The sequence below is a fragment of the Nonomuraea ferruginea genome, from assembly GCF_039540635.1.
Lineage (GTDB): Bacteria > Actinomycetota > Actinomycetes > Streptosporangiales > Streptosporangiaceae > Nonomuraea > Nonomuraea ferruginea.
On sequence record NZ_BAABFD010000005.1, the window covers coordinates 235,237 to 249,666 of the forward strand.

Consider the following 14,430-nt stretch of genomic DNA (forward strand, 5'->3'; position numbering starts at 1 on the left):
CAGGCCCGCTCCCGTCCTGCCGTACGCCGATCTCCGCGATCAGCGCCGTCCGTGGGTCAGCCGACTGAGGCCCAGTGCCAGAGTTGGTTGCCCTGGGTCGCGCCACCACACTGATGCATCGTCACCAGATCTCTCGCGCCGATGTCGATCACTGCGAGGCACAGGCCTTGGTAGGCCTTGCTGTGCAGCTGGAACCACCCGTTCGAGCGGTGGATCTGGGTCCAGGCCATGTCCGCGTCGACCCCGTCCGTGCAGTCCCTCATGAACGGCGACTCCGACACGACGCTTCCGGCGCTGAGACAGTTGCCCGCCTGGTCGGGGTCATGGCTGCGGATGGCGACGTAGCCCCCGGTGTGGGTGGTGAAGCGCCAGCTCTGGTGGGCGTTGACGTGGCAGCCGGCCATGCGGACTCCTGTGCCCGTACCGCCGTACTCGATCTCGAGGCAGGTTCCGGAAGTGTCTCCGTCGCCGTTGATCAGCCGGGAGCCCACGGCCGCCACACCGGCGGTGGCGGAAGGGACCGCCTCCGCGACGGCGTTGCTCGCGCCGACGCCCACGACGACCAGCAACGCCGTTGACACGGCAGTGATCACTTTGTGAGATGTTCGCACCTGAATTCTCCCGTCTCCGTCGGTGGCACGCACCGCTGTCCGTGATGGCGCCGCCGGGCGCCGCGGTTCATTACTCAGGGTGATCGGTGAAGGATCCGGTGCACACGGTGCTGCGGTAGATCGCCGTAGCCCAGTACGACAGGCACGCCCGCATCGGGTGGTTGATGTTGTGGGCGCCGGTGGATCTGACGGCCGCCGTGGCGTCCGTGGCCGCCGTCGACGCCGGGCACTTCTCCCATGGACTCGTACTGGTGTTCTTCCACTCGACCCAGACCGAGTCCCCCCGCTGCACCCCGGTGCCTCCGGCTCCCGTCAGGAAGGCGTAGCTGTAGTCACTGCTCCTGATGTTGACCAGTTGCAGCTTGACAGTCCGCGGCCCGTTGTACCCGATGTCCTGAGACAGTTCGCGGACCGCCGCGGTGAAAATCCCCGAAGAACTGCACGAAACAGCGTGGGCCGGAGCCGCCGCGGCGAGCACGGGGCCGGCCGCCATTCCTGTCACCGCTGCGGCGAGCACCGCGATCTTCGCTTTCGACACTTGTCGTCTCCCCGAAATCAGTCCCCTCCCCGAGGGGCGTTGTGTGTTTGGCATGGACATTTTTCTGCGTGATCAGGCAGGAAAGGTCACCTACTCGTGATCTCCACCGCGCGATGAGCTCTCACGGCGAGGGGTCGCCGCGTCCTGCCGATTCCAGACATAGCATCAGGGAGATTGTTCAGGACCGCTCGTGCCGCTGAACAAACAAAGATGGGCCGCCGGGGAGTGGGGGCATGGGCAGACGTGAGCGTCCGCTTGATCCAGATGCGAATTCGTTACAGCGTTTCGCGTTCGAGCTGCGGCAGTTACGGTCGAAAGCGGGACAGCCCAGCTATCGGGAGTTGTCCAAACGTGCGCATTACTCGGCGACGGCGTTGGCCGAGGCGGCCGGCGGGCGGACACTGCCGTCGTTGACGGTCACGCTGGCATATGTGCAGGCGTGCGGCGGCGATCGCCGGGAATGGGAGACGCGCTACCGGGCGCTGGCCGAGGAATCGGCACGCGACCGGACGGATCCGGCCGGTGATGGCGCGTCGCCTTACCTCGGCCTGGCCGCGTTCCAGCCCGAGGACGCCGATCGATACTTCGGGCGCGCCAGCCTGGTCGAGCGCCTGGTCCACCAGGTCGCCCAGGCGCCGGTCGTCGCGGTGTTCGGCGCGTCGGGAAGCGGGAAGTCCTCGCTGATCCGCGCGGGTCTCGTTCCCGCGACCCGGGCGCATCCCGCGTTCTCCGGGCACGAGTGGTCCTGGGTTCTGCTGACGCCCACCGGGCAGCCGCTACGGGAGCTCACCCGCGCCGTCGCGGAGCTGTGCGGCGGTGAACCCGGCCGCGGCGAACCCGGCTGGCTCGACCGGGCGCTGCGCCATGCCGACCCCACCGGCGGAACCCGGGTCCTGTTGCTGGTCGACCAGTTCGAGGAGTTGTTCACGCTGTGCCCGGACGCGGGCGAACGGGCCGAGTTCATCGACGTCCTGCTTGACGCCGCTCGCGGACCTGGCCGGGTGGCCAAGGTCGTCCTGGGTGTCCGCGCCGACTTCTACGGGCACTGCGCGACCCACCCCGGCCTGCTGGAGGTGCTGGGGCAAGGTGCCCAGGTGCTCGTCGGCCCCATGACCCGGGACGAGCTGCGCTCCGCGATCACCCAGCCCGCGGCGATGGCCGGGCTGACCATCGAGCGGGAACTCGTCGCGACCATGATCGCCGACATCACCGACGAACCCGGCGGGCTGCCGCTGCTGTCGCACGCGCTACTGGAGACCTATCGGCACCGGCGCAACAACACCATGACCAAGGCGGGCTACCAGGTGTGCGGCGGTGTGCACGGCGCCCTCGCCCAGACCGCCGAGCGCCTCTACGCCGAGTTCGACGCCACGGAACAGGAGGTGGCCTGCCAGGTCTTCGTGCGGCTGACCGCGCTCGGCGATGGCATCGGCGACACCCGGCGCCGCGCACGCCACGGCGAACTGGCCACCGTCGGCGATCCCCGCACCGTGAACCGGGTGCTGGACAAGCTCGCCGCCGCCCGGCTCGTCGTCATCGGCACCGACAGCGTCGAGGTCGCGCACGAGGCGCTGATCCGCGCCTGGCCCCGGCTGAGTCGCTGGCTCACCGACGACCGCGAAAGTGTGCTGCTCCATCGCAAGCTCACGGACGCGACCCAGGCTTGGCAGTCCTCCGGACGCGACCCTGAGCTGCTCTACCGGGCGACCCAGCTCGACCAGGTGCTGGCGTGGGCCGGCCCGGCGCACCGGGCGGTCCGCCTCAACGCCGGCGAACGGGAGTTTCTCGACGCCGCGATTCACTCGCGGGACACGCAGGCCCGATCCCGCAGACGGCGCACGCTTCACCTGCGGGTGGCCACCGCGACGGTGGTGACGTTGCTCGCCACGGCGTCCGTGATCACTCTGCAGCAGCGTGCCGACGCCCGCGACCAGCACCGGGTGGCGGTCGCGCGTCAACTGGTCGCCGAGGCCACCGCGCTGCGTGAGACCGATCCCCTGCGTGCCGCCCAGCTCAGCCTCGCCGCGTGGCGGACGGCGCCGGACGTCGCGGCCACTCGTGACAGCCTGATCAGCACCCAGGCGTACCCGCTGCCCACCCGGCTGCGCGGGCACACCGGCGAGGTACGCGACGTGGTGTACAGCCCGGATGGCCGCATCCTGGCAACCTCGGCGGGAGACGCGACCGTGCGCCTGTGGGACTTGGCGACCCGAACCCAGGCCGGTGCCCCCTTGACCGGTCACACCGCGGTGGTGAACGGCCTGGCGTTCAGCCCGGACGGATCCGTCCTGGCGACCGCCTCCTACGACCGGACCGTACGGCTGTGGGACGTCGCCCGCCGGGCACCGCTCGGTGAGCCCATGACCGGGCATACGGGGCCGATCACCGGGATAGCGTTCAGCCCCGACGGACGTCTGCTCGTCACCGGCGGCGCCGACGGCGTCCTGCGGACCTGGGACACCGTCCGCCGGACCGCGGTCGGCGAGCCGATGGTCGGTCACAGGGGTCCGATCACCGGGATAGCGCTCAGCTCCGACGGCGTCACGGCGGCCACATCGAGCAACGACAAGACGGTGCGCCTCTGGAACGTCGTGACCCGGACCCCGGCCGGTGGCCCGCTGACCGGGCACACCAACGTCACCAACGGTGTCGCGTTCAGCCCGGACGGCGAACTTCTCGCCTCGACCAGCGCTGACAAGACAGTGCGCCTGTGGGAGGTGGCGACCAGGACCCCGGTCGGCGGCCCGCTGACCGGGCACACCAACGTCACGTACGGCGTGGCGTTCAGCCCGGACGGCCGCACGCTGGCCTCCAGCGGCTGGGACAAGACGGTGCGGATCTGGGACATCACCAGCGGACGGCAGCGGGGCACCGCACTCATCGGATCGACGAGCAGTGTCCTGAACATCGCCTTCAGCCCTGACGGCTCCGCGCTCGCGGGCGGCGACTCGGACGGCATGACACTGATCTGGCCCCTGCGGGAGAACCTCATGCCCGCGCACACCGACGCTGTCTACGCCGTGGCGGTGAGCCCTGACGGTCACGTCCTGGGCACCGCGGCCGATGACCGGACGGTGCGATTATGGGCGGCCACCACCCACGCACCCCTCGCAGCGCCCCTCACCGGGCACACCGCCGAAGTGCGTGCGATGGCGTTCAGCCCGCAAGGCGGGATCCTGGCGACGGGCAGCTGGGACGGAACGCTGCGGCTGTGGGACGCCGCGAGCCGCGCACCGATAGGCAAGCCGCTCACCGGGCATGTCGACTGGGTCCGCGGCCTGGCGTTCAGCCCTGACGCACGCCTGGTGGCCACCGCGGGCATGGACATGGCCGTCCGGCTGTGGGACACCACCACTCGCTCGCCCTCCGGGGCGCCGCTCACCGGGCACACGAACTCCGTGACCGGGATCGCGTTCAGCCCTGACGGCCGCACCCTCGCCACCGGCGCCAACGACAAGACGGTCCGCCTGTGGGACGTGACGACTCGGACCGCGACCGGGGAGCCGCTGACAGGCCACACCAGCGTGGTGCGTGACGTCGTCTTCAGCCCTGACGGAAGGCTGCTGGCCAGCGCGGGTGACGACAAGACCGTTCGCTTGTGGGACATCCCCGGCCGCAGGCTGATCGCCACGCTGACGGGCCACACCGGCGAAGTCCTCAAACTGGCCTTCTCCCCGGACGGCCGCGAACTGGCCAGCACATCCCTGGACAAGACAGTCCGGTTGTGGGACACGGCCGATCGGTCGACGACGACGATCCTCAGCGCGGGCACCGGCTTCGCAGGCGTCGCGTACACCCCGAACGGCCTGATGACCGGCGGAGTCACCGGCGACGTCCTGCTGTGGACCACCGATCCGGAGCGGGTGGCCGGGCAGGTATGCGCGGCCACCCGCTCCGACCTGTCCGACCAGGAATGGCACAGATACGTGCCGACATGGCCGAAGCCAGTGCTCTGTTCCCCCGATGACCACGGCTGAGGAGGCTGCCGAAGAGGGCCACGCTGGCTCAGCAGCGCGAATCCCAGTACACCGCGAGAGCGACGCCGCCACCGCCGCTTCCGATGCCGGGGTGCCGCCGGCCGAGGTCCAGGAGCTGTTCGGCCACACCGCCGGCCACCACCCAGCGTTACAGCCGTTGCCGGCTCGGCTACTGGCCGACCTTCGCGCACGTCGCCCAGGGCCGGATCCGGACCACCTCGTCGCTCACGTTACTCACACGCACGTGCCAGTACGTGTTGAAGGGACCGGTACCCATGTCCGGGATCCGGACCTCGGCATCACTGTAAAGCTCACGGGTCTCCTCAAGCAGCTGGTACCGGCCCCCGATGACGATCTTGCCCGGCGGGCACTGCGCGGTGGAGTTATCGGAACCGCCGGGGGCGATGGACACCGTCGACCCCATCACCGTCTCCACCTCCGACAGACCGGGAGCCCCGCGATCCCCCTGTGGTCCTTGGGCACCGATGTCTCCCTGCGGGCCCGCGGGGCCGACCGGGCCGGACTGGTTCCAGGTGATCTCCCGCTCACGGACCCCGCAGACGCCTCCGCTGGTGGGAAACGGCGTGGGGCTTACCGTGGCGATCGACTGCGGCGCTGTCGACTGCGGCAGGGCCCCCGGGGGGATCCTGACCGTCCCGTCTTCCCGCACACAGGCGGTGATCACTCCTGTGTCCGTGTTCTGCGTTGACGCCACGGCCATCCCTGTCGCCCCGAGACAGAGTCCCGCCAGCACTCCGGCCGTCAAACCTACGCGAGCGCGCATGACATGTCCTCCCGTTATGGTTACGGGCCCATCATGATCAATTGATCTTGTGGGGGACTTGCACGCCACAAGGAGCGTCCTGAAGATCAGGTCGGCATGAGCCGGCTCGCCCTTTTGCTTCGAGCCGGCCACACAAGGCCGGATACGTGCTCCCCAGAGAAATGAGAATGATCATCGCCGCGCTCCCGACGTTGCTGCCCGCCGTAGGCGCCGGCCTGTATACGTGATCGTTCGTACCTCTTCTCGGGAAAGCGTGTCACCCGTGTCTTCGCAGGTAGTCATGCCACGCTTGGAGCCACGAGTGGAGTTGCCTCCCGCTCCGCGAGGCTGTCCACCCTCACATGGCGATGAAGGAGCACCGATGCTCACCACCCGGTTCGTGCCCGGCTCACCGTGCTGGGTCGAGCTCGACAGCCCGCACCTGGAGACCGCCGAACGGTTCTACGGCGGCCTGTTCGGCTGGGAGTTCGAGGAGCAGGTGCCCGAATACGCCTTCTGCCAGCTCGGCGGCAGGAACGTCGCGGGAATCGGCGCGCTTATGGGAGAGGCGGTCACCACTGCCTGGACCCCCTACTTCCTGGTGTCGGACTGCGAGGCCACGAGCCAGACGGTCGAGCGGGCGGGCGGCACCGTCCTCATGCCGCCGGTGGACATGGCGTCCCAGGGACAGATGGCACGGTTCAGGGATCCGGCCGGCGCCGAGTTCGCGATCTGGTTGCCCGGCGACGTGCCGGGCGTGGACCTGGTCAACGAGCCTGGCTCGATGGCCTGGATCGAGCTCCACGGGTCCGACACTTCAGCCGTCCGCGGCTTCTACAAGTCTGTCTTCGGCTGGCGGTTCGAGGACGCGCGGATGGGTGATGTGACCTATCAGCTGATCTCTCCGTTCGGCAGCGCGCCGGGCACCGGCTGGTCTGTGGCAGGTCTGGCGCCGCTCGCACCCGGCGACCGGCCCCACTGGCTGACCTACTTCGAAGTGCCCGACTGCGACGCGGCAGTGGCCCGGTGCCAGGAGCTCGGCGGCACGGTCCGCAGCCCGGCGGAGGAGGTGAAGGGCGTGGGCCGAATGGCATCCCTGTCCGATCCGCACGGTGCCCGTTTCGCCGTCATCACCAGCTCCGGCTGACGCACCGCCACCCCAGTGCGGCCGCGCGGATCTTGACCGGTTGCCCGGAGCGGCGGGCCACCGGCGAGTGTCTGGCCACGTGCGGTGCCGGTCGGGCCGGCGGGCTGGGCGGAACCGCACTGCCGGCCCTCGTCGCCTGGGGCGTGAGCCGTGCTCGCAGCACCGGGAACAGCCTCCCGCCCGAAGTCCGTACTCACGTCCGGTATCGACAGGCGACGCTGATCGACGGGCGATTGGTTTCCGCAGTCGCAGCTCATCGATTGCACGCGGGTAGTTGAACGGCGATGCCGAGCCCGCCCGCGGGGCGCGCGACGATGGTGAGTGTTCCATCGTGCGCGTGGGTGATGCTCTTGACGATGGCCAGGCCGAGTCCGACGCCCGCGTGGTCGTCGCGTACTCTTCCCGTGCCGCGCTGAAACGGTTCCGTGAGTGCCGGGACCACCTCTGGAGACAGCTTCTCGCCGGTGTTCTCGACGGTGAGCGCCTCGGGGCCGATGCCGGTCTTGATCCACACGGTTCCCTGTACGGGCAGGTTGTGCACGATCGCGTTGTGCACCAGGTTCGTCGCCAGTTGCAGCAGGAGCGCCTGCGACCCCTCAACCGGGGTGATCTCACCTGAGGTCTCGATGGTGACACCGCGTTTCTCCGCGAGCGGGAGCAGTGTCTCGACGGCCTCTTCCACGACCAGGGACAGGTCGACGCGTTCCCGTACGAAGGATCTCCGGTCGGCGCGGCTGAGCATGAGGAGCGCCTCGGTGAGGTCGATCGCCCGGGTGTTGACGGCGTGCAGGCGTTCGACGAGTTCGCCGGTGTCACGGTCGGGATCGCGGCGGGCCACGTCGAGAAGCGTCCGTGAGATCGCCAGCGGGGTGCGGAGTTCGTGTGAGGCGTTGGCCGCGAATCGCTGGTGCTCGGCGACGTGTGCTTCGAGCCGTACGAGCATGGCGTCGAAGGCGTCGGCGAGTTCGCGGAACTCGTCCGCGCGGCCGGGCAACCGGATCCGGTGGGAGAGCGATCCGTTCGCGGCCATGCGCGTGGCGTCGGTGATGCGGGTCAGGGGGGCGAGCATGCGTCCGGCGAGAATCCATCCTCCCAGCAGGCCGAACACCAGCAGGAACGCCATCACCGCGGCCGCCGCGGGGGCGAAGGCTCCCAGGAGGAGGATGCGGTTGGGCGCCACGTAGAGAAGGGCGGGCCAGCCGTCGGGCACGTACCGCAGGAGGAACACCCACACGGCGGCGAGCAGCAACGCGCCCGCGAGCATGAGGAACCCGGCGTAGCTGAGGGTGAGCTTGAGCCGGACGCTCATCCCGCGCGCCCTATCCACCCTCGTCTCCCGCGTCGATGCGGTAGCCGACGCCGGGCACGGTGGCGATGAGCCACGGCTCGCCGAGCCGTTTGCGCAGCGCCGAGACCGTGATGCGGACGGCGTTGGTGAAGGGGTCGGCGTTCTCGTCCCACGCCCGCCGCAGGAGTTCTTCCGCGCTGACGACACCGCCTTCGGCGGCGACGAGGACTTCCAGCACGGCGAACTGTTTGCGGGTGAGCGCGACGTAGCGGCCGTCGCGGTGGACCTCGCGGCGGAACGGGTCCAGGCGCAGGCCGGCGATCTCGCGTACGGGCGGCCTGTTGTGCGCACGCCTGCGGTCGAGTGCCCGGAGGCGGAGCACGAGCTCCTGGAAATCGAAGGGCTTGGTGAGGTAGTCGTCGGCCCCGAGCCCGAACCCGGAGGCCTTGTCGTCGAGCCGGTCGGCGGCGGTGAGCATGAGGATGGGCATGCCGCTGCCCGAGGCCACGATGCGCTTGGCGATCTCGTCGCCGGAGGGGCCGGGGATGTCGCGGTCGAGGACGGCGATGTCGTAGGCGTTGACGCTCAGCAGCTCCGTCGCGGTGTCGCCGTCACCGGCGATGTCGGCGGCGATCGCCGCCAGGCGCAGCCCGTCGCGGATGACCTCTGCCAGGTAGGGCTCGTCCTCGACGATCAACACACGCATGCACTCGATGCTAGGAGCCCGGGCGTATCGCCGGCGTATCGGAAACCGCATACGTGCTGACAACACCGCGCCGCCTTGACTGCGGGCATGGCCCACAGCGAAGCGAGGACCCGGCAGTGACCGGCTCACGACATGACCCGGCCCCGCGGCTTTCCGGGACGGCCGCGAGCCCAGGCGCCGTGGCCGCCCGCGCGCGGAACCTGACCAAGACCTACGGCCGGGGCGAAACCCAGGTCCATGCACTGCGCGGCATCGACCTCGACCTCCCGCGAGGCGGGTTCACCGCGATCATGGGCCCGAGCGGATCGGGTAAATCCACGCTGATGCACTGCCTGGCCGGACTCGACCAGGCCAGCGGCGGCACCGTCACGGTGGCAGGCACCGACCTCGGATCGCTAGACGACGACGCGCTCACGATCTTCCGCCGAGAGCACGTCGGCTTCGTGTTCCAGTCGTTCAACCTGCTGCCGATGCTCACCGCGGGCGAGAACATCGTGCTCCCCCTCGAACTGGGCGGCCGCCGGATCGACGACGCGGCGCGGGAACGCGTCCGCCTGCTCTCCGACATCCTCGGCGTGGCCGACAGGCTCGCGCACCGGCCCGCGGAGCTGTCCGGCGGCCAGCAGCAGCGGGTCGCGATCGCGCGCGCCCTGATCACACAGCCGGACCTGCTGTTCGCCGACGAGCCCACGGGAAACCTGGACAGCACCACGTCGGCGGAGGTGCTGGACCACCTGCGCCGCTCGGCACGCGAACTCGGCCAGACCGTCGTGATGGTCACCCACGAGCGGGACGCGGCGGCGTACGCCGACCACGTGGTCACCATGCAGGACGGGCGGATCGCCTGATGCGTGCCGTCTTCCTCGCGTCGCTGCGCACGTACAGCCGCAGGTACGTCGCGGCGGCGGTCGCGGTCACCGTCGCCGTCGCCTTCGTCGTCGTGGTCGGCATACTCACGTCCGGCGCGCGAAGCGGGCTCATGGACGGACTGGGGGCGCCGTACCGCAATGCCGAGCACGTGGTCTCCCCCGAGGGGTGGCCGTCGTCCGAGCTGGACCCGGAGGCCGTGATCGCCTTCACCGAGCGGCACGGCGAGAACGCGTCCGCGATCGGCCGGGCGACGCTTCCGGCGCACGCCGGGGGCCGGCAGCTCTCGGACACGACGACGGTAGGGCCGATCGCCACCTCGCAGGTGTGGCGCTGGCAGGAGCTCAGCTCGGGCCGTTTCCCTGCGCGTACGGGCGAGGCCGCGGTGGACGTGTATACCGCCTTGGCCGAGGACCTCGCGGTCGGCGACCGGATCAGTATCGGGGTGGGAGCCGCCGCGGCCGACGTCCAGGTGGTCGGTCTCGTGGAGTCGCCCTCTCCCCCGGCCCAGGCCTCGATGTACGTCACCTGGCCCCAGTTGATGCTGTGGCGCGACCACCTCCATCTGGGCTCGGTGGCGGTGCGTGGCGAAGTGGGCCCGCTCCCTGGAGGCGCGAAGGCGCTGTCGCCGGAGGCGTTCACCGCTGAGCGGCTGACCCACGTGCAGAACAGGGTCGACAGCCTGTCGGTGATGTTGCTGTTGTTCGCCGGCATCGCCCTGTTCGTCTCGATCCTCGTCATCGCGAACACCTTCTCCATCCTGTTCGCGCGACGACTCCGCGACTTCGCGCTGCTGCGCTGCATCGGGGCTACCCGGCGGCAGGTGGTGCGTTCCGTACGCCGCGAGGCGGCCGTCGTCGGCGTGCTCGCGTCGCTGACCGGGACACTGGTCGGCGTCGGTCTCGGCTACGGGCTGATCGCCCTGATCGACGCCCTCGCGTCCGCCGTGCCGATGGGCGCAGCCGAGCTGCCCGTGCCCTGGCTGCTGGGAGGGTTCGCCGTCGGCCTGGCGGTCACCATGGTCGCGTCCTGGTTGCCGACCCGGCGCGTGATCCGGGTGAGCCCGCTGGCGGCGCTGCGCCCGGACGCCGGGGTGGACGCGCGCACCCGCACCGGCCTGGCGCGGCCCGTGCTCCTGCTGGTCATCGGACTGGCCCTGCTGGGGGTGGCGATGGACAGGAGCAGCACGGCGCTCATGCTGGCAGGCGGAGGATCGGTGTTCGCCGGGGTGTTGCTCTTCGGTCCGGTGCTAGTCCCCCGCCTGGTCCGGATCGCGGGCGCGCCGCTCGGCCCCACCGTACGGCTCGCGGCCGAGAACGCCGCACACCATCCGCGCCGGACTGCCACCACCACCGCCTCCCTGCTGGTCGGCGTCACCCTGACGATCGCCGTACTCACCGGGATGGCCACATGGCGTACGTCCTTGAACGAGCAGATCGGCAGAGACCACCCCATAGACATCGCGCTCACCTCGCCCACGCGTCCGCTCACCACTGACCTCCTCACCCGGATACGTCGCACTCCCGGTGTGGAGCGGGCGATTCCCGTGTATGGCGCCGTGGCCCAGGTGGCCGGGCTCCACGACCCGATCCCGGTCGTCACCGCGCCCGCCGCCGGGCAGGTGGCCCGCGACGGCGGAGTGTTCGCACGGGTCGAGCCAGGGAAGATCAGAATTGATTCCGACGCCTTCGGCAAGGGCCTGACTTTGCGGCCGGGTGACCGGGTCACGGTGCGCGCCGGCGACCGGCGGGCCCAGCTGCAGGTGGCCGTCGGCACCGGCTGGGGCCCGGCGGGCGTGGTCGCGCCCGAGACGCTGGCGGCGCTCACCGACGCCCCCGAGCCGCGTGCCGTCTGGATCCGCGCCTCCACCGGCGCCGACCCGGCTCGGCTCGGCGCCGACCTGGACGAGCTGGCCGATCCCGTCGGCGCGACGATCGAGAACGGTTTGCGCACCTGGGAGTCGCTGGACCAGCAGCTGCAGATCTACACCTGGTCAGCGCTCGGCCTGCTCGGCATCGCCATCGTGATCGCCCTGATCGGGATCGCGAACACCCTCGGGCTCTCCGTGCTCGAACGTGCCCGCGAACACGCGATGCTGCGCGCGCTCGGGCTCACCCGCGGGCAGCTCCGGCGGACGCTGGCGGCCGAGGCCGTCCTGCTGTCGCTGGTGGCCACCGTGCTCGGCACCGTGCTCGGCGTCGGTTTCGCCTGGGCCGCCTGCGAGACGATCGTGAAACCGGCCCTCCGCGACGCCACCATGCACGTCCCTTGGCTGTCGCTCGGCGTCGTCGTCCTCATCGCCGCCCTGGCCGGACTCCTCGCCGCCGTTCTCCCCGCACGCCGGGCCGCCCGGGTGAGTCCGGTCGCAGGACTGTCACTCGACTGAGGGTCTACGGATCATCACCCGCAGCGGTGTTGTCTCTGCACTCGACGATCGCGACCGAGAAGTTGTAGCCACCCTGGTGCGTGGAGGCTTCGCGACCGACTCATAGCCAGACAACGAAGAGATGACCTGAGGTTCAGGGAAGACGTGGACAACCTACGACTTCGCGATCGCGGATCATCGGCGGCGAGGCGCTCCGGCGATCCACGCGCCGGCAAGGCCTTCTTCAGTCGCCGGCGGCTGGCGCCTCGTCGGCGCTGAGCGTCCGCAAGATGTCGACCAGTGTTGACAGTTGCTCGGGAGTGAGCGGCCTGAACAGCTCTTCCGCCGCCAGTTCATAGCCGGCCGTCCAGTCCTGAGCCAGTGCGGCCCCTTGCGCCGTCACTCGAAGGAGTACGGACCGGCGGTCGTCCGCGCTGGTCTGGCGTTCGAGCAGTCCGTCGCGGACGAGCGCGTCGACCAGGGTCGAGGCGGTCCCCTGCGCGATGCCGACCGCGAGAGCGAGCTCGGTGAGACGAACCGGCTGCGACCGCGCCACCTCCACCACCAGGCGGGATCTCGGTGTCGACACCCCGTGCTCGCCCAGACGCTCGTTGAAGTGACGTACGAGAACCTTCGCCGTACGGCTGAACTCGTCGGCGACCTGTGCTGCGGTCACGCCCTTGTCCGCGTGTGGCATCGCCCACCTCCCACTTGACGCCCTCATCGTACGGGAGGTTACATAGACGTAGATGCATTGATATCAAACTATTTGATGCCGATGCACCCGAGGTGGCCGGAGCCACATTCAGAACCCCAGGGCGCGCGATAAATGTGTGCTCAATCACAAGGAGTGAACACATGAAGATCTTCATCACCGGCGGCAGCGGCTTCGTCGGCGGAACTCTCGTCCACCGCCTCCTCGCCGAGGGACATGAGGTCATGGCACTGGCCAGATCGGGCTCGAGCATCCAGCGGGTACGTGCGGCCGGCGCCGAACCCGTGTCCGGCGATCTCGCCGAGCTCGGCCGGCCCGGCTCCCCGGCGCCGAACTGGCTCGCCAAGCTGCGCGAGGCCGACGCGGTCGTGCACGTCGCGGCGTACATGGAGTTCTTGGGGCCCGACTCGCTCTTCGAACAGGCCAATCACGTGCCGACGGCCGCCCTGTACGCCGCGAGCGTCGCGGCCGGGGTGCGACGCTTCGTGCTCACCAGCGCCGCGTCCGTCTCCACGGGCAGTCAACGCCGTCCCGTCGCCGACGAGTCGACGCCGGAGGGCCGGCCGAACATCGCCTACAGCCGGGTCAAGCTGGCCACCGAGCGCGCGCTCCTGGCAGCCCGCAGCGGGAAGACCGAGCTGGTGGTGCTCCGCCCGCCGTTCATCTGGGGCCGCGGAATGAAGACGATCAACGAGATGGTCGAGGTCGCCGAGGCCGGACGGTTCGCCTGGATCGACGACGGCAAGCACATCGTCGACTTCGTCCACGTCGAGAACCTGGCCAGTGCCGCGATCCTCGCGCTCACGCGGGGCCGCCACAAGGGGGTCTACTACGTGACGGACGGCACGCCGATGCCCATCCGAGACTTCCTGACTCCCTTGCTGGCGACCCGCGGCGTGGATCTGTCCAAGAGCCGCAGCGTCCCCCTGGCGATGGCGGCGCCCATGGCGGCGATGATGGACCGCACGGCACGTCTGCTTCGCCGGAAGACGGCGCCGCCGCTGACGAACTGGCTCGTCAGCTTCACCGGCCGTGACCGTTCCTACGACATCACCGCCGCCAGGAAGGAGCTGGGCTACTCGCCTGACGTGACGCTGGAGAAGGGCCTGGCGGAGATGAGCTTCTCGTGAGGTGACGACGGAGAGCCCGTACTCGCGGGCCAGCCGCAGAACCTCGGTGCCCGGCAGGACATGTACGGCGATCCGTCGTCGCCGACCACGATGAGTCCGGGCAGATCCCGCTCGGCGAGCAGCCGCACCGCGTCACCGACGGATGCGTTCAGGTCGATCACGGGAAGGTCGATGATCAGGTCACGGGCGCGCACAGTGCATCCTCAAGCCTCGACAGCATGACGCGCCGACCAGACTTCCCGGCTCACCTGAGACGGCCCCATCCACACATACGTAGGGCGCGACACCGGTGGGGGCGTGGTCGGCGCCGCGCACGACGCCCA

12 protein-coding genes are annotated in these 14,430 nt (G+C 69.8%); 5 read left to right on the forward strand and 7 right to left on the reverse strand.

Annotated features, from left to right (window positions below; translation table 11 throughout):
- Positions 1–56 precede the first annotated feature (56 nt).
- Both ABD999_RS12025 and ABD999_RS12030 read right to left on the reverse strand, forming a co-directional pair.
- Positions 57–593, reverse strand: a complete 537-nt coding sequence (locus tag ABD999_RS12025) for an RICIN domain-containing protein (RefSeq protein WP_271275062.1) — start codon at positions 591–593, stop codon at positions 57–59.
- Positions 594–681: 88 nt separating this feature from the next.
- Positions 682–1,149: a hypothetical protein gene (locus tag ABD999_RS12030; protein ID WP_271275061.1), complete on the reverse strand. Its 468-nt coding sequence runs from the start codon at positions 1,147–1,149 to the stop codon at positions 682–684.
- 410 nt (positions 1,150–1,559) lie between these two features.
- Here ABD999_RS12030 and ABD999_RS12035 point away from each other — a divergent pair, with 410 nt between their 5' ends.
- Positions 1,560–5,126, forward strand: coding sequence for an nSTAND1 domain-containing NTPase (locus ABD999_RS12035; protein WP_271275060.1), 3,567 nt, complete (start codon positions 1,560–1,562; stop codon positions 5,124–5,126).
- A gap of 169 nt (positions 5,127–5,295) precedes the next feature.
- On the opposite strand, the gene ABD999_RS12040 is transcribed toward ABD999_RS12035, so the two are convergent.
- Complete coding sequence (locus ABD999_RS12040) at positions 5,296–5,811, reverse strand: hypothetical protein (protein ID WP_271275059.1); 516 nt, start codon at positions 5,809–5,811, stop codon at positions 5,296–5,298.
- A gap of 460 nt (positions 5,812–6,271) precedes the next feature.
- Here ABD999_RS12040 and ABD999_RS12045 point away from each other — a divergent pair, with 460 nt between their 5' ends.
- A complete protein-coding gene (locus ABD999_RS12045) occupies positions 6,272–7,036 on the forward strand; it encodes a VOC family protein (RefSeq protein ID WP_271275058.1) in 765 nt (254 codons plus the stop codon).
- Between the two features lie 253 nt (positions 7,037–7,289).
- On the opposite strand, the gene ABD999_RS12050 is transcribed toward ABD999_RS12045, so the two are convergent.
- Together ABD999_RS12050 and ABD999_RS12055 are read right to left on the reverse strand one after the other, a co-directional pair.
- Complete coding sequence (locus ABD999_RS12050; RefSeq protein WP_271275057.1) at positions 7,290–8,363, reverse strand: sensor histidine kinase; 1,074 nt, start codon at positions 8,361–8,363, stop codon at positions 7,290–7,292.
- Complete coding sequence (locus ABD999_RS12055) at positions 8,356–9,030, reverse strand: response regulator transcription factor (protein WP_271275056.1); 675 nt, start codon at positions 9,028–9,030, stop codon at positions 8,356–8,358. The genes ABD999_RS12050 and ABD999_RS12055 overlap by 8 nt, the downstream gene beginning before the upstream one ends.
- A 116-nt stretch (positions 9,031–9,146) precedes the next feature.
- On the opposite strand from ABD999_RS12055, the gene ABD999_RS12060 reads away from it, so the two are divergent.
- Both ABD999_RS12060 and ABD999_RS12065 read left to right on the forward strand, forming a co-directional pair.
- Positions 9,147–9,878, forward strand: a complete 732-nt coding sequence (locus ABD999_RS12060; protein WP_378525290.1) for an ABC transporter ATP-binding protein — start codon at positions 9,147–9,149, stop codon at positions 9,876–9,878.
- On the forward strand, positions 9,878–12,283 hold the full coding sequence (locus tag ABD999_RS12065) for an ABC transporter permease (RefSeq protein ID WP_271275055.1): 2,406 nt from the start codon (positions 9,878–9,880) through the stop codon (positions 12,281–12,283). The genes ABD999_RS12060 and ABD999_RS12065 overlap by 1 nt, the downstream gene beginning before the upstream one ends.
- Before the next feature lie 223 nt (positions 12,284–12,506).
- Here ABD999_RS12065 and ABD999_RS12070 read toward each other — a convergent pair whose 3' ends face one another.
- On the reverse strand, positions 12,507–12,938 hold the full coding sequence (locus ABD999_RS12070) for a MarR family winged helix-turn-helix transcriptional regulator (RefSeq protein WP_271275054.1): 432 nt from the start codon (positions 12,936–12,938) through the stop codon (positions 12,507–12,509).
- 182 nt (positions 12,939–13,120) lie between these two features.
- Here ABD999_RS12070 and ABD999_RS12075 point away from each other — a divergent pair, with 182 nt between their 5' ends.
- The gene (locus tag ABD999_RS12075; RefSeq protein WP_271275053.1) at positions 13,121–14,107 is read left to right on the forward strand and encodes an NAD-dependent epimerase/dehydratase family protein; all 987 of its coding nucleotides are present in this window, start codon (positions 13,121–13,123) and stop codon (positions 14,105–14,107) included.
- On the opposite strand, the gene ABD999_RS12080 is transcribed toward ABD999_RS12075, so the two are convergent.
- Entirely contained in the window at positions 14,053–14,301 is a 249-nt protein-coding gene (locus ABD999_RS12080; RefSeq protein WP_271275052.1) for a CBS domain-containing protein, read from the reverse strand. The two genes, ABD999_RS12075 and ABD999_RS12080, sit on opposite strands and share 55 nt — an antisense overlap.
- Positions 14,302–14,430: the final 129 nt, after the last annotated feature.